Source organism: Bradyrhizobium sp. GW821-FHT13H06, assembly GCF_058803975.1.
The window spans coordinates 325,455-348,115 of the sequence record NZ_JBXAPN010000001.1; the positions used below are offsets into that span (position 1 = coordinate 325,455).

Below are 22,661 nucleotides of genomic sequence, written 5' to 3' on the forward strand. Positions count from 1 at the left end.
GACAGTCGTCTTTGCTCTATAACGCGCAGCAGCCGGGGCGTCATCGCGAATCTGGCCGAAATGGCCGCATCGTCAACGGTCTCGACACGGCCTCGTTCCGTCACGCGGCTTCACGGAAGCGTCGAGGTCCAGGCCTGGCCGGATGCGGCCTTCTCGTATCCGTACTGATACAGCGCCCGCATATAGGTGGTATCGAACCCTTCGGACGGCGGGGCGGGGTAGTCGCGCGCGATGTAGGAGAGATGGAAACCCAGTCGGTTGCGCTTGGCGAAATCGTAAGTCGACAAGATGATCGAGCGCGTCTGCGATTGGGTGATTGCCGACAGGCTGCGTGAGGCAACGTCGATGGTGCCGTTGGAGACGAGCTCGAAGTTGCGCTCGATCTTCTTGTTGACGAGGATGTAGATGTCGATCTTCGCACTGCCGGGCATGCGGCCGCTCTGGAACAGCAGGGCTTCCGGCAATGTCAGCACCGGGGCCGTCACGCCGCCGTCGACATGCATCTCCTGAAACTTGCGGCCCTGACCTTCGGCGTCGATCATGATCGGCGGAAACACCAGGGGAATGCTGGCCGAGGCCGCCATCACGTCGCGAAACAGCTTCAGGGCCTCGGGCGTTCCGACCGCGGCGATCTTGCCCATGTCCCAGATCGCAGTGCGCTGGGTGTCGAGGTCGGTCGTCACCACGAGCAGCTTCCGACCCTTCGCATGCTCGCGCGCGACCTGCGCCATGATCTCCGGACCGACATAGCGCGCGACCAGCTCGCGCAGCCGCGTGTTGCCGAACAGGCCGGATCCGAACAGCACGCGCATGATGCTGGGGTCGTTCAGGAGGCTCTCCGCGATGCCGCTGGTGTAGACCTCCTTCAGCGTGTCGTCATATTGCGGGCCGAGGAACGCAAACGGCGCGATCAGGCCGCCGGTGCTGACGCCCGAGACGACGGTGAAGGTGGGGCGGGTTCTGGCCGCGGTCCAGCCGTTGAGCACGCCGACGCCATAGGCGCCGTCAGCACCGCCGCCGGACAGCGCCAGATAGGATCTCGTCGCGGTGCTGTTGTCCTTCTCGAAGCTGAATTTCGTGACGGGATCGTCGGCGTAGCGCCGGAGGCCGTCGATATCGAGCACGCGCGACGTGCTGGCTTCGGCGGCCGTATAGGGCGTGCGGGGCAGGGAGGTGCATGCGCCGAGTGCCAGGCTGCACACCAGGACCAGCGATCCGGTCAGGCGGACAATTGTCTGCCTGATCCGGTCACACGAGGAGACGGATGCGTCGGTCGAATATGAGGGGGTGGGCATTGTCGGTGGCTGGCGATCACGCATGTACGACCGCCGGCAAATTTGCCGCGGCATCCCGTCCAGTCCCCATGACAAAACTACACGGTATCGTTTTGTTTGGCAAGAGCGGAGGGCGCTGATCCCTGGCGCGAATTGATGTCCCGGTCTGGAGTACAAATCGGCGGGAGCGCGGTCTGGCGGGTTGATCGGCCTGCCTCGACACGCAATAAGCACCGCCATGAATCCGGACAATGATCTCCCCAATCACTTTGAAGTGCTCGCCGCCGATGGGGCCGCGCGCACAGGGCGGCTGACCACGCCGCATGGCGTGGTGCGGACGCCGGCCTTCATGCCGGTCGGCACCGCCGGTGCCATGAAGGGGATGCATTGGCGCGAGGTGCGCGATGCCGGCGCCGACATCGTGCTGGGCAACACCTACCACCTGATGCTGCGTCCGAGCGCGGAGCGGATCGCCGCGCTCGGCGGATTGCAGCGGTTCACCGGCTGGAACGGACCGATGCTGACGGATTCCGGTGGCTTCCAGGTGATGTCGCTGGCGGATTTGCGCAAGGTCAGCGAGAACGCCGTCACCTTCCGCTCGCATATCGACGGTGCCAAGGTCGAGCTGTCGCCGGAGCGCTCGATCGAGGTGCAGCGTTTGCTCGGCTCCGACATCGCCATGCAGATGGACGAATGCGTGCGGCTTCCGGCCGAGCGCGCCGACATCGAGCGCGCGATGCAATTGTCGCTGCGCTGGGCCGAGCGAAGCAAGCGCGCCTTCGAGAACGCCCCCGACGGCTACATGCTGTTCGGTATCGTGCAGGGCGGCGACATCCCCCAACTGCGTCACACGAGCGCCGAAGGTCTCGTTGCGATCGGCTTCCATGGCTATGCGATCGGCGGTCTTGCGGTTGGCGAGCCGCAGGCGGTGATGCTGGCGATGATCGACGAGACCGCACCATTGCTGCCGAGAGAGCGCCCGCGCTACCTGATGGGCGTCGGCACGCCCGACGACATCCTCGAAGCCGTGAAGCGCGGCATCGACATGTTCGATTGCGTGATGCCGACGCGCAATGGCCGGCATGGCGTCGCCTTCACGAGCTTCGGCCAGGTGAATCTGCGCAATGCGCGCCACGCCGACGATCCGCGTCCGCTCGACGAAGAGAGCTCATGGCCTGCGGCGCGCAACTACGCGCGTGCCTATCTGCACCATCTGGTCAAGGCGGGCGAGACGCTGGGCGCGATGCTGCTGTCCGAGATCAATATCGCTTACTACCAGTTCCTGATGCAGGGCATCAGAGGTGCGATCGCGCAGGGAAAATTCGAGGAGTTCTATCAGCGCACGCGCGAGGACTGGGCGAGGGGCGACATCGCCCCGCGCTAGATCAGTTGCAAGTGAAGCGCTGCTTCAGGGCGTGCTTGGTCACGAAGCCATAGCCGCAATTGTCGCAGGTCCAGAGATAGCTGATCATGTGGTCCGAGACGTAGGCAGATGCTTCGGCGGCGACCATGGAGTCGGCGCAGACGGGACAGGTCGGCAGCTCGCTGCAACGAGGATCGCGGCTCGACGCGACGGTCGGCAACACTTCAGCAATTGCTGACATCGTGGTGACCTCCCTGCTTGAGATATGAGCCTAACATAAGCAGAAGCGGTTGACGAGGTCGCAACACAAATGCGTAGGTTTTCTGATTTTACCGCTCACGTGATTTTGCGATGCAGCGTATTTAACATGTGCCGCATTGTCGCTTGCGTGTCGCCGCAGGCTGTCTGTAACTGCGCAATGGTCGCGACGGAAGTGCAGGTCGTTGCCACAGGGAGTTCATCATGGACGCATCTTCCGCTACGGGTGCAGCGCACCAAGCCGGCCGCGGCCGGATCTATGACTCGATCGTCGACGCCTTCGGCAACACGCCCATCGTGCGCTTGCGCCGGCTGCCCGGCATGCACGGCGTAAACGCGACCATTTTGGCAAAACTTGAATATTTCAATCCTGCAGCAAGTGTGAAGGACCGCATCGGCGCGGCCATGATCATCGCGATGGAGAAGGCGGGCATCGTCAAGTCCGACACCGTGCTGATCGAGCCGACCTCCGGCAATACCGGTATTGCGCTCGCGTACGTAGCGGCTTCGCGCGGTTACCGGCTCAAGCTGGTGATGCCGGAGTCGATGTCGATCGAGCGGCGCAAGATGCTGGCTTTCCTCGGCGCCGAACTGGTGCTGACGCCGGCAGCGCAAGGCATGAAGGGTGCGATCGCGGCCGCCGAGGAACTGGTGAAGACGACGCCGAACTCGGTGATGCCGCAGCAATTCAAGAACCTCGCCAATCCCGAGGTGCACCGCCGCACCACCGCGGAGGAAATCTGGAACGACACCGGCGGCAACATCGATTTCTTCGTGGCCGGCGTCGGCACCGGCGGAACGATCACCGGCGTCGGCCAGGTGCTCAAGCCACGCAAGGCCTCGCTGCGTGTTGTGGCGGTCGAGCCGGAGGAGAGCCCGGTGTTGTCGGGAGGACAGCATACCCCGCACAAGATCCAGGGGATCGGCGCCGGCTTCATCCCTGACATCCTCGACCGCGCCGTGATCGACGAGATCGTGAAGATCAACTCGACGACGGCGATCGAGACCTCGCGCGCGCTGGCACGGCATGAAGGCATTCCGGGCGGCATCTCCTCGGGTGCGGCGATCGCGGCCGCGCTGCAGATCGGCAAGCGTCCGGAAGCGGCGGGAAAAACCATCCTGGCGATCGTGCCGTCTTTCTCCGAGCGCTATCTCTCGACGGCTTTGTTTGAAGGAATCTAGGACATGGCGGAGCAACCACCGAGGCGGCCGCGTACACTAGGCGATGCGAGGACGGAAGCAGAGGCAGCGTTCAAGAAGGTGACGGCCAAGGTCGCCGCGGCGCCGCCTAAACAAACTGCTGTTCCCGGCATCAAGGAGCAGGTCACGCTGCGCATCGATCAGGACGTGCTGGAGTTCTTCCAGGAGGGCGGCCCCGGCTGGCAGGACCGGATCAACGAGGCTCTGCGCAAGGCGGCCGGGAAGTAGGCACCAGCTCGACACCACTGCGAGGACGACCAAAGAAAAAGCCCGGCGTGAGCCGGGCTTTTTGCTTGAAAGTTGGAGTCAGGCCTCGCCTCAGCGGCGGAACATGCCGCCCATCATGCCGCCGACGACACCGCCGACGAAGGCCGCACCGGCTGCATCGCCGGGATTGCTGCGCTGAGGAGCCGGCGCCGGTGCACTGCTCGGAGGGGGGGCGCTGGCGCGCCGCGCCGCCTTCTGGCTGTTGTCGCTCGCGGTCGCCGGGGCAGCCACGATCTCCGAGAGCAGAGCCTTGTGCTGAAGCTTGTTGAGGTAGCCAGATGAGGGATAGCCGCGCGCCGTCTGCCAGCGCTTGAGCACCGATCGCGTCTCGTCGTCGAACGCGCCGCTCTGCTTGGTGTCGAAGCCCAGCGCCGTCAGGCGACGCTGCACGTCGCGACGCTTGTTCTTGTCGAGGCCGATCTGGTCCTCGGTGACTTGAGTGGCCTCGTCGGTGAAGGTTGCGGGATCAACGCCGGCGTTGAGGGTGCGGGTCGCGGTCGAGGGGCCGCTCTTGATCGCGGCGAGGCGTGCCAGCGCCAGCGCCTTGAACTGACCGTTCGGGTAGGCGGTGAGATAGGCGTTGAGCTCTTCCGGCTTGTTGGACTCCTTCACCGAGCGCCAATATTCGAGCTCGACGCCGTCCGAGCCGCCGGTCGCAGCGGGCACGATACCGGCCGCGGTCGGCGCCGCATTGGCGACCTGGGTCGTCGGAGCCTGGTTGAGATAGACGGAGCCGGTCAGGTTGGTGTGGCCCCAGGGCAGCTGGCCCTTGCGGGTCTCTTCATTGACCTGGGCGCGCACCGACGTCATGGCCTGCTGGATCTCGACGCCGGGCCTGGTGATGTTGTCGATCAGCGCACGCGTGAACGGGCTGTTGTTGCCCTCCTGACCATCGAGCGCGGTCTGGCCGGGGCCGGTGGCGAACGCGATGAGGGTGCCTTCACCGGATTTCATCTCGGCGAGACCGCTTTGCACGTTGACGCTGCGGGTCGCGGAGTTCGACTTGATCTTGGCGGCGAACGGATTGTCGCGGCAGGCATCGAGGAAGACGAGCTTGACCTTGGCATCGCCCATGGTCTGCTCGAGCGTCAGGTCGATGTTGATGGCAGCCCCTAACTTGACGTCCATCTCCGACTTGATGTCAGCGTCGACGGGCAGCAAATAGTTGGTGCCGCTCACGGCGATGCCGTGGCCGGCATAATAGAACAGCGCGATGTCGGAGCCCTGCGCCTTGCGGCCGAAATCGAGCAGCTTCTCCGTCATCTGGTCGCGGCTGAGATTGGAGCCTTCGATCACCTCGAAGCCGACGTTGCGCAGCGTGGCCGCCATCGCCTTGGCGTCGATCGGCGGGTTCGGCAATTGCGCGACGTTCTTGTAGGAGCCGTTGCCGACGACGAAGGCGACGCGGCGGTCAGCCTTGGCGGCACTGATCGACAGTGCCATGCACACCAGCGAGGTGAGGAGGGTGAGATAGCGCATTCTGAAATCCCCAGAATCGAATTGCAGGCAGCAACAAATTGGCAACGAACCTACACGAAGTGCCAGACGTCGCGCCACCAAAACGGCCGGTTCGTTGCGTCAACCCGCTGCTGTGTGGCCGAATGTGCACGATGGAGTGCCCCTCCAACGTGATCCAGATCACACGGCCACTTCGTTTTGTCGCGCGAGGCGGCGCGAGGTTCACTGCGCGCGCGCGGCAACGGGCGAAGCGGGCTTCAAATTCAGCAGATTACCGCCAAGGATCAGCACCGCGCCGAGGACGGTCCAGGCGTCGAGCCGCTCGGAATACAGGAGCCAGCCGGCGATCGCGGTCAGGGGGACCCGCAGGAAGTCCATAGGAACCACGATCGTCGCGTCGGCGTAGCGCATCGCGCTGGCGAGGCAATAGTGTGAAAATGTGCCGCAGACGGCGATCACGCCGACCCAGGCCCAGACATAGACCGATGGCCAGGTCCAGGCGAACAGTGCCGGAACGAAGCCTGCGGCCGATTGCACCACCAGCATCCAGAACAGGATCGAGAGCGCGCTTTCGGTGCGGGTCAACGATTTGACCAGCGCCATTGACACGCCAAATCCCATGGCGGCCCCGAGCGCGATGAGCTGGCCCGGATTGATCTCCCCGGTCGCGGGTCTGACGATGACGATCACCCCGACGAGTCCGAGCACGATGGCGGCGATCTTCCATGGCGTCATCCGCTCCGACAGGAAGCTTGCCGCGAGGATCGCCGTCCAGATCGGCATTGTGAACTCGATCGCCACCACCTGGCCGATCGGAATTAGCGTCAGCGCGAAGAACCAGCCGAGCTGGGCGACATAGTGCACCAGGTTGCGCCCGACATGCTCCGGCAGGCGCGATGTCTTGAGCACCTTCAAGCCGCCGGCGCGGTAGATGATCGGCGAGAGCAACACGAAGCCGACCAGCGACCTCACTTCCATGATCTGAAAAACATTGAGTTCGCGCGTCGTCTCGCGCCCGGCGACCGCCATGACCAGCATCAGCGACAGCCAGCCGGCCATCCATAGTGCAGCCATCGTTCTGGATGGTGTCGCGCTCATTGGGGCAGGATGCCGGAGGAAGGAAACCCGAAGGGACGGCCGGTATCGGCGACATCACCGGCGTTTGCAACGGCCAAATCTGCGGATGCAGCGATGCAGGGTGCGTGCTAGGCATCTCGGGATAACGAGAAGATCGGGAGAGCGTCGCTCATGCATATCTTGCAGCCGGCCGAGTGGAAAAAACCGCGCGGCTTTTCCCATGGCGTAGTGGTCGAGGGGCCGGGGCGCTGGGTGGTTCTGGCCGGCCAGACCGGCGGCGACGAGGCCGGCAATTACGCGCCCGACATGGCAGTGCAGGTCGCGACTGCGCTGAAGCGGATCATCAAGCTCCTGGGCGAGGCTGGCGCCGGCCCCGAGCACATCGTCCGCCTGACCTGGTACCTGACCAGCCGCAACGAGTATGAAGCGGCCGGTGCTGGCATCGGTACGGCCTGGAAGGAAACGCTCGGACGAAATTTCCCGCCCTCGACGCTGCTCTATATCGGTGGCCTCGTGGACGACCGGGCCAAGGTCGAGATCGAGGTCACGGCGTTCGTGCCGGCCGCGTAAAAAAAGCCCGGCGAACTCGCCGGGCCGATTGTCAGAAGGGTCGTCGGCCTTAGCGCGACATTGAGATGTTGGCGCCGCGGAACTGGCTGTCCGCGCGCATCGTGACGGTCTGCTTGTTGCCGTGCGTCCTCAGCGCGATGTTGGCGTTGAAGCCGGCGGCAGAGGCGACCACTTCGAAGTTTCCGCCGCCACCGCGGCCCTGGAGCGAGCCGGAGATGTTGCGGCTGGCCTCGCTCCAGCTTCCCGTAATGGCATTTCCCGCCGACTGAACGTTGGCGGAGAGGATGAACTTGTAGGCGTCGCTGGCGCAGGTCAGCGTCATTTCCATTGTGGGGCCGACGGGGGCGTATTTGGCCCGGCAACGGATGCGTTCCGTCGATCCGTCCTCGAGGCTGACCGTGCCGGCGCCGTTCCAGCTTCCCGCCATCGGAGCGAATGGACCGGATTGCGCCTTGCTTTCGGAATTGGCGGCTGCGGCCGCAAACAAGACGGCGGCCGCGATCAACAGCCGCCGATTCCGGGCACGAACCTGCGTTGGTTTATAGGCGCGATGCTTCCCAGCGCCCGCTGCAAGGTATGCCTGCTGATGCTCCATTCCACTTCCCCGATCCGGCGTTGCCGTTGAGTTGACCGTTGGCATATGCACCATTGATCGAAACTTTCACAAGTCCCTCGCGGCCGATGGTGCCGGAAACGTTAGCGCCGGGCGCGGTGATCTTGCCATCGGCAACCGTCAGCATGGAACTCGCGGTCGGCTCGCACGAGCCGCTCTTGGTCACGATCGTGACCTGCCAATTGCCGTCATAGGGGCTCTGGGCGAAGGCGGGGGCGGCGAGGGTGCCGGCGAAAACTGAAGCGGCACAGAACACCGCAATGCGATCAAAACGCATAAATTCCATCCTTGAATTTGTCTGATATGCTGACGCTTATTCGGACGAAATGTGACGGAAATTTGTTGCGACGCCAAATCGAAAATTGTTCCTGTTAGTACAATGGTTTATTTGAGATTCTGACTCCGATTTTCGAAGCAGAATCAACGCGGGCTCACATTAAGGGTAAACGTCAGGAGAGACTCGGCGCGGAGGTCGCGAACTGCTCGTCCTGGGCTTTGGCAGGCAGCGCCTTGTGGACCTTGGCGTAGTCGATCACATCGGCCAGCAGCTTGAGCCCGAGCGGCGCCAGCGCGCGCTCCCAAAGCTCCCGTGCGGTCTCGCCCTTCTTGACGAAGCACCAGTCCTGGGCGGCGATGGCGCCAGCGTCCATACGGTCGGCGAGATGATAGATCGTGCCGCCGGCGATCGGATCGCCTTCCTTGATGGTCCATTCCACGGCGGCCTTGCCGCGATGGCGCGGCAGCAGCGAGGGGTGATATCCGATCCCGCCGAGCTTGGCGGCGGCGAGCGCGTCCTTGCCGATCCGGGCGTGGCTGTGGGCCGTGATGATCAGATCAGTGTCGGGGGCAATCTCGGAAGCCACCACGAGCTTCGGATTGGCCTGGACCACGACCTCGATTCCGGCGGCCCTCGCGGTCGCGGCGAGGCGATCCTCGGCATCGGCTACCACGACCCGGACGACCGAGACGCTATGCTCCCGGAGCATGTTCAGGGTGGTCACGCCGAAATGGCGGGAGCCGACGAGGGTAATGCGCATGGGTGTCCGATCCGTTTCGCAACTGCGTCATCCCCCGATAACACGTCCGCACACCCTGTCACCACCCGCGCAGCGTTTGCGTGGGTTATCAACAATGCGCCGGGCGCCAGCCGCCGGTGAACCTATTTGTGCGTCACGGACGAGCGTTGCTGCGCCGCCACGGTCGGACGATAAGCGACCGCCAAGGGGTTCCTGTGTCTCGTTTTTAACAGAGATGCCCCCGATTGGCTGGTAACGTGCACCGACCGGGGCTGGCGACATTTCAACCCGCATCCATTTTCGAACCCGGCTTTGGCCGCTGGCGTGATCGCCGGCGGCCTTTTCTCGTGCCACCCATCACGAATTCGTCCGACGGTAACACGATCTCAACCAGCTTGGCGTATCGACGAAGCCGTCGCGGATTTGTATTGCGTACCGCGACACCGAAAACGTCCGCCGGCGTGGGCGCGCCGCCGGGCCTTTTCACGGGACAGATTTCATGCCGAGCGCAATCGAGCAGATCGTCGACGCCTATGTGCGTCTGAAGAACCGCCGCGGACTCGACGAGCTGATGATGCACAGGCAGCGGCTCGCGGTCGATCTGAAGAGCAGGTCCGGCTATGATTTCAGCCTGCCGATCGGCCAGATCGACGAGGAGATTGCGATCATCGAGGCGGGGCTCAGCCGGCTCAAGGCGGAGAACTCTACGGCGACCTAGAGGTCTGCTGCGCGCGCCCGGCATGTCTGCGCGCTGACCGATGGCGGGTCTAAAATGTCTGTCGCTCAGTCGCGACGGCCGCCGTCGATGACCGTGAACAACGGCCGCGCCGGGGTCGGCTCGACCAGCAGCTCCTCCACCAGCGCGGTTGCCGCATCGACATATTTGCGCGTCGGCTTGTCGAGCGGGCGCCTGGCCTCATCATCGAGCGCGACCTTCGCGGCCTCGACCAGCTTGCGCATGCGTGCCGCATGGTCGTCGCCGGCCGTCAGCGTCGCGCGTGCCAGCGAGCGCAGCACGAACAGCTCGCCCTCGAGGCGGAGCAGACGGTCGTTGAGCCTGGTCAGGACGGCGTTGAGGTCGGCCATGATTGGGGTTTGGCGCGGAGGATCCATGCTGATCTAGCGCCGACCGGTGAACGGAGTGCAAACGGCGGCGGTGCAATTGGGCGGATCCTGCGACGCCGCGGACGGCTTACCACCCGACGCCCGCCCAGCGCCTCCCGAACACCGGCGGTCTCGTCTTCACGGCCTGCCAGCCGAAGAAATGATGCTTGCCGGACCAGGCGTGCACGACGCCGCTACAGATGCCGCACTTGAAACTGCCGGTATGGGTCTCGCTGTGCTCCTCCCTGGTCGCGGTGTAGTTCATGCCGCAACCCGCACAGGTGAACTCTTCGATCGTCCAGATGCTATTGGCCATTGCACAGAATGCGTTTCGGTGACCTCGATCCACCATAGCCGCCAGCGTTTGCAGCGGCGTAAACCGGCGCGGGGAAATCCGGTTAACGGGCGTTAGCCAAGCCGGGCTGGGGCGCACGCCGGATGGTGCGTCATCGTCGCGCAATGCCGGATGGCCCGAGAGGGGCCTGATCGAGGCGCGGTCGGTTCCGGTCGTCTTGACGCCGGATGCGTTGCTGGCAATAACGGCCGGGCCGTGCAAGCGCCGGAAGTTGCGTTCATGCCGCAAGGAAAGCCGTGCCCGTGAAAAGTCTCCGTCAGCTCCTGACGGGAGAGGACGTCATCCAGCTCGTGATCCGGCTTGGCCTGCTCGCCCTGCTGATCATCTGGACCTTCCTGATCATCCGCCCGTTCGTGCCGATCCTGGCCTGGAGCGGCGTGCTCGCGGTCGCGTTCTATCCGGCGTTCAGCTGGGTCGCCAAGATCCTGGGCGGCCGGCCCAAGACTGCGGCAGCGATCCTGACCCTGATCACGCTCGGCATCGTCATTGGTCCGGCGACTTGGCTCGGCATCAGCGCGGTGGACGGCGTGCGCGAGCTGGCGAACCAGCTCGGCACCGGCGACCTTGCGCTCCAGTCGGCGCCGGAGCAGCTCAAATCGTGGCCCCTCGTCGGGCCCTGGCTCTACGAACTCTGGGACCAAGCCTACAACAACGTCCGGGCGGTGGTGCGCGAGGTGGCGCCGTATCTCCAGCCGCTGGCAGGCCCGCTACTTTCGCTCGCGGGCGATGCCGGTGTCGGCACCCTCCAGTTTCTGGTCTCGGTGTTCGTGGCCGGATTCCTGTTTCCGCACGGGCCGAGGCTGGTCGCGGCCGGCCGCGGCTTCCTGTTTCGCATCGTGCCCGAGCAGACCGAGCATTTCCTGGGTCTTGCGGGTGCGACCATTCGCGCCGTGGCTCAGGGCGTGATCGGCGTCGCGATCGTGCAGGCGCTGCTCGCCGGCATCGGCTTCAAGCTCGCCGAGGTGCCCAGTGCGGGCCTTCTCGCCTTCATCGTGCTGCTGCTCTCGATCGTGCAGATCGGTGCCTTCCTCGTGCTGCTGCCGGTGATCATCTGGATCTGGACCGCCAAGGACGTCACCACCGCTTTGCTGCTCACCGTGTTTCTCGTCCTCGTCGGCTTCATCGACACCATGCTGAAGCCGCTCGTCATGGGGCGGGGCCTGACCACTCCGACCATCGTGATCTTCGTCGGCGTGATCGGCGGCACGCTGGCCCACGGCATCGTCGGACTGTTCATCGGGCCGATCATCCTATCGGTGGCCTGGGAGATCATGATGGCCTGGATCAGGACCGAGGATCAGGCGGAGGCGGGCGAGGGCTGATCTCGCGCCCCCGAACGTGCGGTCTTCCGGCCGTGCCGCGCCAGGACCCGATGGCTTTGTGGCCTGTGATCAAAGCGCGCCGCGAACTTGTCTGTTCGACTAGACAAGTTACGATCGGGTCGATTCTGTTTTTGATGACGGCAGCAATGGCGAAATCTTCCAAGCTGGTTGCCGCCAGGCGCGGCAAGGTATTGCTGGTCAGGCGCCGGTCGGATGGCCTCTGGATGTTTCCGGGCGGCCGCAAGCGTCCGCGCGAGTCGGAGAAGGACTGCCTGCGGCGGGAGATCAAGGAGGAGCTTCCAAAGCTGAAGCTCGGCAGGATCACCCTCTGGAAAGAAGTGAAGACGAGGAACAAGCGCTCCGGCCGCAAGATGAATGACGCGATCTTCATCGCCAAGTCCGCCAAGGGCAGGCTGGCGATCGGCGACAAGAAGGAGATCGACCGCGCGGCCTGGCAGAAGCCCCGCGGCATCCGCCTGACGCCGACCTCGCGCTACATCCGCGACCGCCTGTTTCCGCGAAAGCGGCGGCGGAGCTGAGCTTGGTCCTCTCGCACCGCCCGGCAAATGACCGCGGACCGTGCGCGCATTGCGCCAAGGCGCGGGTTGGAACGGTCAGCCGTTATTGCTTGGCCGCCATCGCTTCCAGGCAATGGTTGAGAAAGGCGGTGCGATCCCTGGGCAGCACCTTCTCGAGATCGGCCTTCAGCGCGCATTCACGCTGGCGCAACTGCTCGGCCCGGCGCTTCTCGGCTGCCTCGCGGTATTCGGGAGCAACCTTGTTGGGATCGACCAGCGTCTGTGCGTGGGCGGCCGTCGCAAGCAGTGCGATGGCGCCGATGAAAATGAATGACCTCAAATGAGCCTCCGTAAAAACGGGCATCCTAACGCGTGGCGCGTGCGCACTCAAACCAGGGGATGAGGTACTCCGTTCCGGCATGATTGGAGCGCCCCAGCAGGTTGGTCGTCGATCATTGGAACGACTCTGCGTGGCGTGCGTCGAATCGAGGCTCACGGCCCATCCCCAAGCCCCAAAGCCCCCGGGCCGCGAGAAAACCTTACCCATAAAGGTTGGCGACCTCAGGGCCTCTCGCGTTGAGGTCGTTTGCTCGGGGCAGAGCGTGTGAACCAGTTCACAAGCGCACGGCGAAACCGCTGCTATGAAGACGTCATTGCTTAAGCTATTCATATTGACCGAAACGCCCCAGTGTGGCTCCAAGCGCTGGGGCTTTTTCGTGGCTGCATGCGCGCACGACGTCTTCGATCGTCGCAATGCTCGCATCGAGCGATGCTGATCTCGGGCCGCATGAGTTCCGCGCTGCAGGCCTAGCAAAACAGCCAGATTGTCGGGATCGCGGCGCCGCCTTTGAACGTTGCCACGAGGGGTGCGTTTGCGGGGCAAATCCCATATGCATGGCGGCGAGTTGCCGATTCGAGATGAGGGCGGCTCGCATTCTGTTGGCTACAATGCAAGACCAGAAACGGGTTCACGTGAGGCTTTCGAGAAAGACGAGGGTGGCCAAGAAGGCGCCGAAGAAGAGCAAAGGATCGCAGCGCGCCACGATCTCGTCTTCGTCGCCCCTCGGCATGATGGCTCTTCACCTGCTTGCACAATGGAAGCAGTCCGGACGCAGCGGGATCGTCTTCCTCGCCGAGAGCGAGAACAGGGCGGAGCGGCTAGGCAGCGTCATTCACGCGCTCGACCCGTCCTGCGAGGTGCTGGTGTTTCCGCGATTGAACACCTTGCCGTTCGACCAGCTCGAGCCGTCGCACGAGCTCGCAGGGCGCAGAGCCTCGGTGCTGAGCCGCCTCGCAAAATCCAGGAAGCCGTTGTTTCTCGTGTCGACCGCGGAAGCGGTGATGGAGCGCCTGCCGCCGCCGGCGAGCCTGTCGCGCCTGAGCCTGAGCCTGAAAGTGGGCGGCCCGTTCTCCGAGCGGGACCTCGAGACCCGGCTCCAGGCCCTCGGATACGATCTCGACGACGAGCCGGACTATCCGGGCGGCGCGCTGTTCCACGGGCAGACCTTCGAGATATTTCCCGCAGGCGCGCTGGGGCCGTTCCGGATCGAGCATTCGGAGCGTGCGATCAGGCGGATCGTGGCCTTCGACCCGAACGAGCACAGGATCATCTTCGAGACCAAAGAGCTGCTCGTCGATCCCATGTCGGAGCGGCTCGGCCTTGCCGGCAAACGCGGCAAGCGCGCGAGCCTGTTCGACTATTGCGGGGTCGCCAAATGGATCGCGGACGCCGGCGTCCCGTTGCATGCCGACGCCTGGCTGGACACGATCGAGGAGGCCGCAGGCCGATCAGAGCGGGAGCGTGAATATCTCGCACGGCGCGACTGGAAGCAGCTCTCCAAGAGCATGAAGGTGCTGCCGCGGACGGCGCCCTTCCAGCACATCCCGGAGTTTTCGAAGCTGACGTCCTCGAGGAAGGCGCTGCGCGGCTTCGTCGAGGAGACACGCCGGGCCGGATCGCGACTGATTCTCGTCGCCGCGCACGAGGACGATCTGCGCGTGATGGAGCGGATGAGCGGCGTCAAGGCGGAGCGCTGCGACGACTGGGACGAGGCGGCGCGCGGGCGGGGCGGCGAGGCGACGCTGCTGGCCGATCTCGATGCCGGCTTCGTCGTGCCGGGGAAGAAGCCCCTGGTCGTGGTGACGGCGTCCGACGTGCTCGGCAGCCGCGCGCATCATCCGCAGCCGATGGCGCGCGCCTGGAGTGCGGCCTTCGACCATGCCGATGTGCCCGAGCAGGGCACGGTGGTCGTCCACCTCCAGCGCGGCCTTGCCGTGCTCGACGGCTTGCAGACCGTCAACACCGGCGGCGGCGCCATGCGTGAGATGATCCGCCTGAAGTTCGCAGGCGACAATGCGGTTCTGGTGCCGCCGGCCGATCTCGCCTTGATGTGGCCTTACGCGACCGAGCTCGGCAAGCTCGCGCTCGACAAGGCGGATGGCAGCACATGGTGGGCCCGCCGCGGCGAGGCCGAGCGCGAGATCCAGGCCGCGGGCAAGGTGCTGGCCAAGCACATCAGCCAGCGCCGGCGGCGGCGCGCCGAGAAGCTGGTGCCGCCGGGATCGGCCTACGAGAAGTTCGTCGCGCGCTTCCCTTACTTCACGACGATCGACCAGGCCCAGGCGATCAGCGACGTGCTGGACGATCTTGCATCCGGTCATCCCATGGACCGGGTGGTCTGCGGCGACGTCGGCTTTGGCAAGACCGAGGTGGCGCTGCGCGCGGCGGCCGCGGTGGTGCTGTCGGGCAAGCAGGTGGCGGTCGCGGTGCCGACGACGGTGCTGGCAAGGCAGCACGTCGCGACGTTCCAGAAGCGCTTTGCGCCGTTCGGCATCGAGGTGGGAAACCTGTCGCGGGCAACATCCGGCGCGCAGCTGCGGGAGACTAGGGAGGGCCTGCGCAGCGGCCGGATCAAGGTCGTGATCGGCACGCAGGCGCTCACCGGCAAGGACGTCAAATTCGACGATCTCGGCCTCGTCATCATCGACGAGGAGCAGCATTTCGGCGCGGCCGAGAAGGCCAAGCTGGCCGGCCTCGCCAAGAACGTCCACGTGCTGATGATGAGCGCGACGCCGATCCCGCGGACGCTCGCCGCCGGGCTTGCCGGCTTCCGCGACCTCAGCGTGATCGCCTCGCCGCCGGTGCACCGGCTGCCGGTCGCAACCCGGATTGCGCCGCTGTCGGATGCCGCCATCGCCAACGCGCTGCTGCGCGAGCAGCGCCGCCACGGGCAGAGTTTCCTGATCTGTCCGCGCATCCACGATCTCGATCCGATGCTGGCGCGGGTGCAGGCGGTGGCGCCGGACCTGCGCATCGTCTGTCTGCACGGCAAGCTGCCTGCCGACGAGATCGACGACCGGATGATGAGCTTCGTCGAGGGCGGTGCCGACGTCCTGCTCGCGACCAACATCGTCGAGAGCGGCCTCGATATTCCCCGCGCCAACACCATCGTGGTGTGCTGGCCGGAAAAGTTCGGCCTTGCCCAACTGCACCAGCTGCGCGGACGCGTCGGCCGCAGCGGCATCCGCGCCTTCGCCCATCTCTTGACCGAGACGGAGTCGGGACAATCCGAGAAGCGGCTGGCCGTGCTCGAAGAGTTCAGCCGGCCGGGCGCCGGCTTTGCCATCAGCGAGCGCGACCTCGATCTCAGGGGCGCGGGCGATTTGTTCTCGGAGCAGCAGTCCGGCCACGTCCAGGTGTTCGGGCCCGTGCTCTACAGCCACCTCCTGAAGATGGCCTCGGAGAAGGCCGACGAGGAGCGCGCCGCGGTGTGGGTGCCCGACCTGAACCTGCCGGTCGGAGACATGCTGCCCGAGACCTATGTGCAGTCCGAGCCCGTGCGGCTCGAGCTCTATGCGCGCGCCGCAAGATGCAATGGCGAGGACGACCTCGAAGACCTCGAGGAGGAAACCTCCCGCCGCTTCGGACCCTTGCCGAAGGTGGCGCGCGATTTCTTCGCCGCAGCCAGGCTCAGGATCGAGTGCAAGCGCAGAGGCATCATCCGCCTCGATGTCGGTCCCGAGGCGGTGGCTGCGACGTTCCTGCCGGGGCGCTTGCGCAAATCGAGAGGCAAGTCGCTGCAACGCGACGGCGATCGGGTGGTCCATCACAGTGCGATGCGCAACGCGCCGTTCGAGCGGGTGGAGGCGCTGTTCGAGGTGCTCGACGAGGGGTGAACTCAAGAAACGCGAAAACAACCCCATGCACAGTAGCCAAGTGCTTCTGCCGCAACGCCTTCTGCATCAGGCGCAAAAGGCCCGTTTGACCTGTCGGGCAAAACAGTGGCATGATGCCAACTTCGGAAAATCCGTTAGGAGGAAGCCGACGCTGCGGGCGCGTGTCCGGTGCTCGAGAACGAGTGCGCAGCGCACAGCCCCGTAATCGGCCGGGGGCGGCGAGCCCGTCGGCCGGTCAGGCCGCTAACGTGGAATTAATCCGAAAAGCCCACAATTCTAGGCAGTTGGATGGGTGCTGCGTACAGGAGCCGTCACGAGGACGTTCCGGCGACGGCGTCCTGTTGCTCGCTCATTGGGGTCAACGCAGATGACCACGTCCCTGGAAACGCCAAGCTTCGCCGAAGAACTCGACGCGGTGGCCCTCGCAGCCGCCGCAGCCGCGCACGATCCCGCGGCCCCGGAAGCTCCAGTGCCGCTCACGCGGCCCGGCCGGAAAACGGTGCTGCTCCTGGCGGTGTGTGCCCTGGCCATCAACGGCGCGGCGGCGATCTATACGTCGCCGTCCGGCTTGCCGTCGCTGAATGTCGGCAGCCTGGCTGAGTTGCTTCCGCGCCAGGAAGCGCCCGCGCCGAAACCGGATCCGGTCGTCGCTGCCTTGAAGGACATTCAATCCGCCCAGCAGCAACACACGGCTTCGCTGCAGGCGAACAACCACGCCCTGCAGCAGAATGCGGCCCTGCTGCAGCAGGATTCACTGGTGCTGCTGTCCCTGCGGCAGAGCATCACGGACGAACGGGTCGATGTGAAGAAGATATCTTCGCAGCTGTCCACGCTGATCGCGAAGGTCGACTCGCTGCAAAACGTGATGACGTCGGACGTCACGTCCTCGATCCGGCGCGCGAATGCTCGCTATGGACTGTCCGCAGCGATGCGCAAACGGCTGGTCCGGCCGTCGAAGTCCTTGGGCCCGGTTTCGGTGGGAGGAGCTCCGCTGAGCGTGCCGGCGACGGTTTCTGCGCCGGAAAGCTGAAGATCGGAAGATCGTTCATATCCGCGCCTGGCCTGGTTTCGGGCACAGTCAGGGCTGAGATCGCCCTCGCGCACCTGCGACATTCTCAATGCCCAGGCCATGTTAAGGCTCCGCCAATTGCCCTCATGACTGCCGCGGCGTGCTTTTCAGGAATCTGTGTCTTGCTGAAGCGATGTCCGCATCCCAGTTCCACTGGTGTGCGATCAGATGTGCGGAGGACAAGATGCGCAGACTGTTGGTGATGTTCCTCGCGTTGGCTTCGCTGACCCAGGTCCACGCGGAGGGGAAGGTGAGCGGCCCGGACGCCTCGTGCAGCTATACGCTGGCGAACGGGGACACGTACCAGATCCCGGCGGGCCAGAATCTCTGCTGGCGTGTCCCGCCGCCCTCTTACAGGGTGTACACGCTCCTGCGTTGTGATCCGCCGTTTCAGGAGCTCAGCCGGGTCCAACAGGGCGATGGCCGCTGCAACAAGTACGAGGAACGCCAGTAACCGCTGCTGGATACGCGCCTTCGATGGCGGCTCTCACCGCGAGGCGTCACTTCAAGGCGTGATCGATCTTGTGTCCCAAATGCCCGGTGTCGTGATCGCGACGCAACTGGCTCAGCGACGTGTCGTTCAGCTGGGCCAGGACCTCGCTGAGCTGCGCCGCATCGGGATAGCCGGCCGCAAAACCCTTTCCGTAGATCTTGCGCAATGTGCCGACCAGCGCGTTGCCGTGCTTCTTGCTGATCTGGCCGTCCTTGTCGCGGTGGCGACCATCCAGGCCCGGTTCCTTCATGTGTCTCTCCCGTGCGGCGTCTGAAGCGCCTGGACAGAGCGTGCGCCCAAACGAGTCGACTGGCAATGGCAGCGCGCGCGTGTCACCGATTGCCGGCGCCGCCGCAAGAGCCCGCGCTTGTCTCGCCTGCTTGTGAAGGCGCGGTCGATTGTGGCGAGCCGACAGGTGCAACACATAACGGAACGATTGCTCGATAGGAGCTGATGCGATGCGCTCTCTTTTTGCCGTGGGTCTCATGGGTCTGTCGCTCGTCCTGTGCACCGCCGCAGACGCAGCAACGGTGCATCACCGGCGCGCACGCCCACTTGCGGTGGACCGGCCGCGCACGAATGTGACGCCACCGGCGCGCTTCGCGGTCCCCGGCTGGAGTGACGAAGCAACGCGGCGCTGGCTCGACAATGCCTCGTCGAACGTCGGCCGAGGCGGATAGCGGCGACAGGCGCGGGTGATCGCTCGGAACTAGGCGGCCTGCTCTTCAAACGAGGTGTAGACGCGGCCGCCGGGATCAACGACCCGAACGTCCCAGCATCCGTCCTGAACAAGCTCCTTGGCCTTCTTGAGGGCGGCGGTGAGTGACGGCCGCTTGAGCTTGACGACGCCCGCCGTGTCGAAACCGTTGATTTCAAACATGCTGTCCCTCCGGTTTTGGTGAAGCGTACACGTTTCCGGCGGGGTGTCTTCCGATTTTTGGGGTGGGAGGGCCCTCATAGCTGCCCCGGCGTGCTTTCAGGAATCTGTGTTGCTGACGCGATGTCCGCATCCCAACGAGGCGCGGAGTTTAACTGGTGGGGCGAGCGCCAACGCGTTCAACGATGATGGGCATCAGCGCAGCTTCGAGGCGCAGAGCCGTCGCTGTGCGGCTTCGAGTCGCATCGGGGACGTGGGATTTTCCTTTTGGGAGACGGGAGGTCGGACGGCCACCCTCATCCCGCCCGGCACTCCCGGCGCTCTGATCCGCAATTGGATCGGCAGCCGGGAGCATTTGGGGGCTGGAACCCGAGCCGTGCCACATTCGCATCCGGGCGGCAATGCGTAGAACATCGCACTCCGGTAGTTATACGGAATCCATTTTCGGAACGGGGTGTTCTATAGAAAGAACACCGGCGCGATTTAAGTACTTGGTTCTATTTCTGCCGGGAATGCCGCAGTGGGGGCTGGAACCACGCTGCGGCTTTTCCCATTGCGCTGTCGATTCATGTGGTCGGTCGCTGCGAGGTACTTCGGGGGCTTACCGTCCCAATCCGGCCAAACATCAGCGCCGCGCCGACCGCACGCTTTTGGCGATCATCCAGGCCTCGGCCATTCCGGTTCAACGGAACTCGTGAGTACTGTCCCCACGCGACGTCAGGCTTGCGCCGATTTCCCGTCCGCGTCATCGAGCCCTGATAGTTGTTGGCGCAAATCATCTACATGGCTTCTACGCTGCCGTTCGCCATAGCCCGGCAGATTGTTCGATGAATCGGATAATGCCCTTCCTCTGGCTCAGAACCTTCGACTCGACGAAAGCCCAGGACATCCAAGCCAGCAAGCACACCACCGGCAGCGTCATCATGAAGTTGAACAGGGGTAAACGAAGCTCGGGAAGAAAGAAGCTGACTGTCTGTTGGATTGGATATCCGTACAGGAAAATTCCGTACGAATAGTCCGCCCCCTTCACGAGCGGCACGCGCGGAGGATTGAGCAGCCCGACATAAACGGTGACGTAGGCCGCTGGGATGACCGAGAGAAAGAGCGTCTGTGGAAAGAGGCAGAGGCCAATATACGCGATGAGCGACGCCAAGAACGCAGCCCGGCTGAAAGGCACAACCTCCCGCATTCTGTAGAGAGCAACGCCGACGAGAAATGCGACCACAAGTCCGCGGCCGGGGATTGCTCCTTCCATGGTGGGCGGCGATCTGAATACGGCATTCACCGTCAAGACAAACGCTGCGGCAACTGCGACCAATAGCAGAACCGAAGGTCGCCGCGTGACTCCCAACGCCGCAAGAATCGTGACCGCGACGTAGCATTCCAGCTCAAACGGAACCGTCCAGAGTTGCAGATTGACCCACGGCGCGGGCTGATCGGTAAACACTCCGGGGAGGAAATATTGGATGTAGCCGAACAGGTTGAGAAAATAGCGCTGAAAAAGATGGTCCTGGAAATATGCCGACAGATCAAACCTCGTGACGAGAGGTCCGATGATCAACGCTGAAACCAGCACCTCGACAGCGAGCGCTGGCGCGATCCGGATGACACGTAGGACGACAAATGCGCCGATGGAATTGCGTTCAAGGCTCCCGGCAACCAGGAAGCCGCTCAGCGCAAAGAAGGCTGGGATGATGAAGAAGGGCAGCGGCCGAAACCACTGTGTCCAAAGTGGCGCTTCGGCTTGCGGGCCGTAGCAGACCGCTATGGTGTGCCATGCAACAATTGATACCGCGAGGCTCAGTCGGAGATAATCGAATCCGGAGGGCCGGTCTTCGGCTCTCTTAAGCGCGGAACCTAACGTCTTGGTCATCAAATGGCCTGCCCGAAAGAGGCCAGTTTACATGGCGGGGGGACGTTAAGGATACAGCCATTGCGGCGACAAGGTTACCGGCGTGGTCAGGACAAGAGCGCAGTCCGCGCGTAGGATGGGTTGAGCTGTTGCGAAACCCATCGCCGGCAATTCGGTCGGCCACTCCGCGGTCCTTCGATGATTGCTCCGATAATCGATTGCGGATCGCAGCGGCGCTGATCGCAACGAGCGATGGGTTTCGCAAGAGCTCAACCCATCCTACGGGCTTGATAGAACTTGACGGATCGCAAATCGCAGGTGAACAAGCCACATACCTTATTGGTAGTCGATCTCCGGCCCAGCCCAGGCTCGGGATCGGCGAGGCCCGGTGGCGCACACGCCACGACACCAATACCCAGCCACCGGGTCGCCCATAACCCTCGCAGTGACAATCAGCACGTAGGATTGGTTGGGCTCTTGCGTACCCATCGCCGGCAACGACATTACGAACGGCGACAGTGCACTTAATTGACGTCGATATCGCTCTGCATCAAGTGCACTGTCAGTGCGTAGGATGGGTTGAGCCCTTGCGAAACCCATCGCCGGCAATTCGGTCGGCGACTCCGCGGTCCTTCGAGGATTGCTCCGATAATCGATCGCGGATCGCAGCGGCGCTGATCGCAACGGGTGATGGGTTTCGCAAGAGCTCAACCCATCCTACGGGCTGATCAAGAAGCTGGATGTGCGGCATGCCGCGACTGAAGGCAAAACTTCCCGGTGAGAAAGCGGGCAATTACCTTGTGCCTGTTCTCACCGATGGAGGCGAGGCCAATGGCGACCACATTGGAGAGCGTCACCGCGAGGAGGAACACAAGCGCCCCACGATTTGGGAACAGCAGCCAAATGCCAACCATGATTGTGTGATGAATCAGGTATAGCGAAAAAGAATAGTCGGCGAAAAAACAGATCGCTCGCTGCACCTTCTCCGAAGTGATCCGGTGGCTCCGTTGCGTCGCTTCGACGATGCCGAACACGACCGCTGTCAATAATGGATACCCAACGAAGCTGTATTCTCCGCCGGCGGGTGTGATTGCGATAAAAACAACGGTACTCACGAGAGCCAAGATGGCTGTCGCAGGGAGGCGATAAGGCAATCTTGCCAGGACATAGATTGCGGAGCCGGCAAGCCAGAGCGAGAACAGGCCACGGCCGACGCCGTCGCTTTGGAAGGCGCCGAACAGGAAGTGAAGCGGGGTTTGACCAAAGAACAATGCCACGGGTGCCAGGAGTGGGATTGTTCTCAGATTCCGGCACATGAAGAACACGGACCCGGCGAACATATAGATATGCCACTCGATCGCCAGTGTCCAAAGCGGGCTGGCTGACCCGAATGCCGACCATTGCAGCGTGTCGGGATACACGCCGCGGTAGCCCTCCAGCATGAACAGATTGGCGATGAAGGTCTTCAATGTGTAGTAGCGCGCAATCGTCGGCTCGGCGGTCAGATAAAGCACGAAACCGTCAACGACGACGACGAACAGCAAGGCCGGGATGAGCCCCGAATAGATCCTGGCGAAGCGGTCAATGAAGAATTGCAGAAATCCATAACTCGGTTTTGCCGACCGTGAAACGAGTGTGTGAGTAATCAGAAATCCCGAGAGCAGGAAGAACAGGAGAACGCCGGTGTTTTGAATGTACGGGAGACGATTCGGCCAATCGCCAATGAAGAAGACATACGCGTGTCCCACACAGACCATCTGAGCGGCAACGGCGCGCAGCAAGTCGAGTGTCACGGATGT

At 63.6% G+C, this 22,661-nt stretch carries 24 protein-coding genes; 10 read left to right on the forward strand and 14 right to left on the reverse strand.

What is annotated here, in order from left to right; genetic code table 11:
* Nucleotides 1–110: 110 nt before the first annotated feature.
* The gene (locus AC1RQP_RS01600; protein WP_492935691.1) at nucleotides 111–1,295 is read right to left on the reverse strand and encodes a patatin-like phospholipase family protein; all 1,185 of its coding nucleotides are present in this window, start codon (nucleotides 1,293–1,295) and stop codon (nucleotides 111–113) included.
* Nucleotides 1,296–1,512: 217 nt separating this feature from the next.
* Here AC1RQP_RS01600 and tgt point away from each other — a divergent pair, with 217 nt between their 5' ends.
* Nucleotides 1,513–2,658 carry a tRNA guanosine(34) transglycosylase Tgt gene (gene tgt, locus AC1RQP_RS01605; protein WP_492935692.1) on the forward strand — a complete coding sequence of 382 codons (1,146 nt, stop codon included), beginning with the start codon at nucleotides 1,513–1,515 and terminating at the stop codon, nucleotides 2,656–2,658.
* A 1-nt stretch (nucleotide 2,659) separates the two neighbouring features.
* Here tgt and AC1RQP_RS01610 read toward each other — a convergent pair whose 3' ends face one another.
* Nucleotides 2,660–2,878, reverse strand: a complete 219-nt coding sequence (locus AC1RQP_RS01610; RefSeq protein WP_239623704.1) for a hypothetical protein — start codon at nucleotides 2,876–2,878, stop codon at nucleotides 2,660–2,662.
* A 221-nt stretch (nucleotides 2,879–3,099) separates the two neighbouring features.
* On the opposite strand from AC1RQP_RS01610, the gene cysK reads away from it, so the two are divergent.
* Nucleotides 3,100–4,077 carry a cysteine synthase A gene (cysK, locus tag AC1RQP_RS01615; protein WP_492935693.1) on the forward strand — a complete coding sequence of 326 codons (978 nt, stop codon included), beginning with the start codon at nucleotides 3,100–3,102 and terminating at the stop codon, nucleotides 4,075–4,077.
* A 3-nt stretch (nucleotides 4,078–4,080) separates the two neighbouring features.
* A complete protein-coding gene (locus tag AC1RQP_RS01620; RefSeq protein WP_239623702.1) occupies nucleotides 4,081–4,323 on the forward strand; it encodes a BrnA antitoxin family protein in 243 nt (80 codons plus the stop codon).
* A gap of 90 nt (nucleotides 4,324–4,413) precedes the next feature.
* Here AC1RQP_RS01620 and AC1RQP_RS01625 read toward each other — a convergent pair whose 3' ends face one another.
* Nucleotides 4,414–5,841, reverse strand: a complete 1,428-nt coding sequence (locus tag AC1RQP_RS01625) for a caspase family protein (RefSeq protein WP_239623701.1) — start codon at nucleotides 5,839–5,841, stop codon at nucleotides 4,414–4,416.
* Nucleotides 5,842–6,042: 201 nt separating this feature from the next.
* Nucleotides 6,043–6,918 (reverse strand): DMT family transporter, encoded by an 876-nt coding sequence (locus tag AC1RQP_RS01630; protein ID WP_492935694.1) that lies wholly within the window; start codon nucleotides 6,916–6,918, stop codon nucleotides 6,043–6,045.
* A 150-nt stretch (nucleotides 6,919–7,068) separates the two neighbouring features.
* On the opposite strand from AC1RQP_RS01630, the gene AC1RQP_RS01635 reads away from it, so the two are divergent.
* The gene (locus AC1RQP_RS01635; protein ID WP_492935695.1) at nucleotides 7,069–7,467 is read left to right on the forward strand and encodes a RidA family protein; all 399 of its coding nucleotides are present in this window, start codon (nucleotides 7,069–7,071) and stop codon (nucleotides 7,465–7,467) included.
* A 49-nt stretch (nucleotides 7,468–7,516) separates the two neighbouring features.
* Here the strand turns inward: AC1RQP_RS01635 and AC1RQP_RS01640 are convergent, their stop codons facing one another.
* The 3 genes from AC1RQP_RS01640 to AC1RQP_RS01650 form a co-directional block, all read right to left on the reverse strand.
* A complete protein-coding gene (locus AC1RQP_RS01640; protein ID WP_239623698.1) occupies nucleotides 7,517–8,062 on the reverse strand; it encodes a hypothetical protein in 546 nt (181 codons plus the stop codon).
* Nucleotides 8,007–8,357, reverse strand: a complete 351-nt coding sequence (locus AC1RQP_RS01645; RefSeq protein WP_239623697.1) for a hypothetical protein — start codon at nucleotides 8,355–8,357, stop codon at nucleotides 8,007–8,009. Before AC1RQP_RS01645 ends, AC1RQP_RS01640 begins: the two co-directional genes overlap by 56 nt.
* A gap of 172 nt (nucleotides 8,358–8,529) precedes the next feature.
* Complete coding sequence (locus AC1RQP_RS01650; protein ID WP_239623696.1) at nucleotides 8,530–9,117, reverse strand: formyltransferase family protein; 588 nt, start codon at nucleotides 9,115–9,117, stop codon at nucleotides 8,530–8,532.
* Nucleotides 9,118–9,595: 478 nt separating this feature from the next.
* On the opposite strand from AC1RQP_RS01650, the gene AC1RQP_RS01655 reads away from it, so the two are divergent.
* The gene (locus AC1RQP_RS01655; RefSeq protein ID WP_028180534.1) at nucleotides 9,596–9,814 is read left to right on the forward strand and encodes a hypothetical protein; all 219 of its coding nucleotides are present in this window, start codon (nucleotides 9,596–9,598) and stop codon (nucleotides 9,812–9,814) included.
* A gap of 65 nt (nucleotides 9,815–9,879) precedes the next feature.
* Here AC1RQP_RS01655 and AC1RQP_RS01660 read toward each other — a convergent pair whose 3' ends face one another.
* Complete coding sequence (locus AC1RQP_RS01660; RefSeq protein ID WP_028136298.1) at nucleotides 9,880–10,182, reverse strand: hypothetical protein; 303 nt, start codon at nucleotides 10,180–10,182, stop codon at nucleotides 9,880–9,882.
* A 106-nt stretch (nucleotides 10,183–10,288) separates the two neighbouring features.
* Entirely contained in the window at nucleotides 10,289–10,516 is a 228-nt protein-coding gene (locus AC1RQP_RS01665; protein ID WP_492935696.1) for a hypothetical protein, read from the reverse strand.
* Nucleotides 10,517–10,791: 275 nt separating this feature from the next.
* Between AC1RQP_RS01665 and AC1RQP_RS01670 the strand changes: the two genes are divergently transcribed.
* Together AC1RQP_RS01670 and AC1RQP_RS01675 are read left to right on the forward strand one after the other, a co-directional pair.
* Nucleotides 10,792–11,877: an AI-2E family transporter gene (locus AC1RQP_RS01670; RefSeq protein WP_239623694.1), complete on the forward strand. Its 1,086-nt coding sequence runs from the start codon at nucleotides 10,792–10,794 to the stop codon at nucleotides 11,875–11,877.
* A gap of 146 nt (nucleotides 11,878–12,023) precedes the next feature.
* Nucleotides 12,024–12,416 (forward strand): NUDIX hydrolase, encoded by a 393-nt coding sequence (locus tag AC1RQP_RS01675; protein ID WP_028182320.1) that lies wholly within the window; start codon nucleotides 12,024–12,026, stop codon nucleotides 12,414–12,416.
* Nucleotides 12,417–12,498: 82 nt separating this feature from the next.
* Here the strand turns inward: AC1RQP_RS01675 and AC1RQP_RS01680 are convergent, their stop codons facing one another.
* Nucleotides 12,499–12,735: a hypothetical protein gene (locus tag AC1RQP_RS01680; RefSeq protein ID WP_061881737.1), complete on the reverse strand. Its 237-nt coding sequence runs from the start codon at nucleotides 12,733–12,735 to the stop codon at nucleotides 12,499–12,501.
* 728 nt (nucleotides 12,736–13,463) lie between these two features.
* On the opposite strand from AC1RQP_RS01680, the gene AC1RQP_RS01685 reads away from it, so the two are divergent.
* The 3 genes from AC1RQP_RS01685 to AC1RQP_RS01695 all read left to right on the forward strand — a co-directional run bounded on the left by AC1RQP_RS01685 (nucleotide 13,464) and on the right by AC1RQP_RS01695 (nucleotide 18,094).
* Complete coding sequence (locus AC1RQP_RS01685) at nucleotides 13,464–16,571, forward strand: DEAD/DEAH box helicase (protein ID WP_492936358.1); 3,108 nt, start codon at nucleotides 13,464–13,466, stop codon at nucleotides 16,569–16,571.
* A gap of 367 nt (nucleotides 16,572–16,938) precedes the next feature.
* The gene (locus AC1RQP_RS01690; protein WP_492935697.1) at nucleotides 16,939–17,601 is read left to right on the forward strand and encodes a hypothetical protein; all 663 of its coding nucleotides are present in this window, start codon (nucleotides 16,939–16,941) and stop codon (nucleotides 17,599–17,601) included.
* Nucleotides 17,602–17,824: 223 nt separating this feature from the next.
* Nucleotides 17,825–18,094 carry a hypothetical protein gene (locus AC1RQP_RS01695; RefSeq protein WP_492935698.1) on the forward strand — a complete coding sequence of 90 codons (270 nt, stop codon included), beginning with the start codon at nucleotides 17,825–17,827 and terminating at the stop codon, nucleotides 18,092–18,094.
* Nucleotides 18,095–18,140: 46 nt separating this feature from the next.
* On the opposite strand, the gene AC1RQP_RS01700 is transcribed toward AC1RQP_RS01695, so the two are convergent.
* The 4 genes from AC1RQP_RS01700 to AC1RQP_RS01715 all read right to left on the reverse strand — a co-directional run bounded on the left by AC1RQP_RS01700 (nucleotide 18,141) and on the right by AC1RQP_RS01715 (nucleotide 22,655).
* The gene (locus tag AC1RQP_RS01700) at nucleotides 18,141–18,383 is read right to left on the reverse strand and encodes a hypothetical protein (RefSeq protein ID WP_492935699.1); all 243 of its coding nucleotides are present in this window, start codon (nucleotides 18,381–18,383) and stop codon (nucleotides 18,141–18,143) included.
* 459 nt (nucleotides 18,384–18,842) lie between these two features.
* Nucleotides 18,843–19,013 (reverse strand): hypothetical protein, encoded by a 171-nt coding sequence (locus AC1RQP_RS01705; RefSeq protein WP_239623691.1) that lies wholly within the window; start codon nucleotides 19,011–19,013, stop codon nucleotides 18,843–18,845.
* 787 nt (nucleotides 19,014–19,800) lie between these two features.
* Complete coding sequence (locus AC1RQP_RS01710) at nucleotides 19,801–20,883, reverse strand: acyltransferase family protein (RefSeq protein WP_492935700.1); 1,083 nt, start codon at nucleotides 20,881–20,883, stop codon at nucleotides 19,801–19,803.
* Between the two features lie 707 nt (nucleotides 20,884–21,590).
* Nucleotides 21,591–22,655, reverse strand: a complete 1,065-nt coding sequence (locus tag AC1RQP_RS01715) for an acyltransferase family protein (protein ID WP_239623689.1) — start codon at nucleotides 22,653–22,655, stop codon at nucleotides 21,591–21,593.
* Between the last annotated feature and the right edge of the window lie 6 nt (nucleotides 22,656–22,661).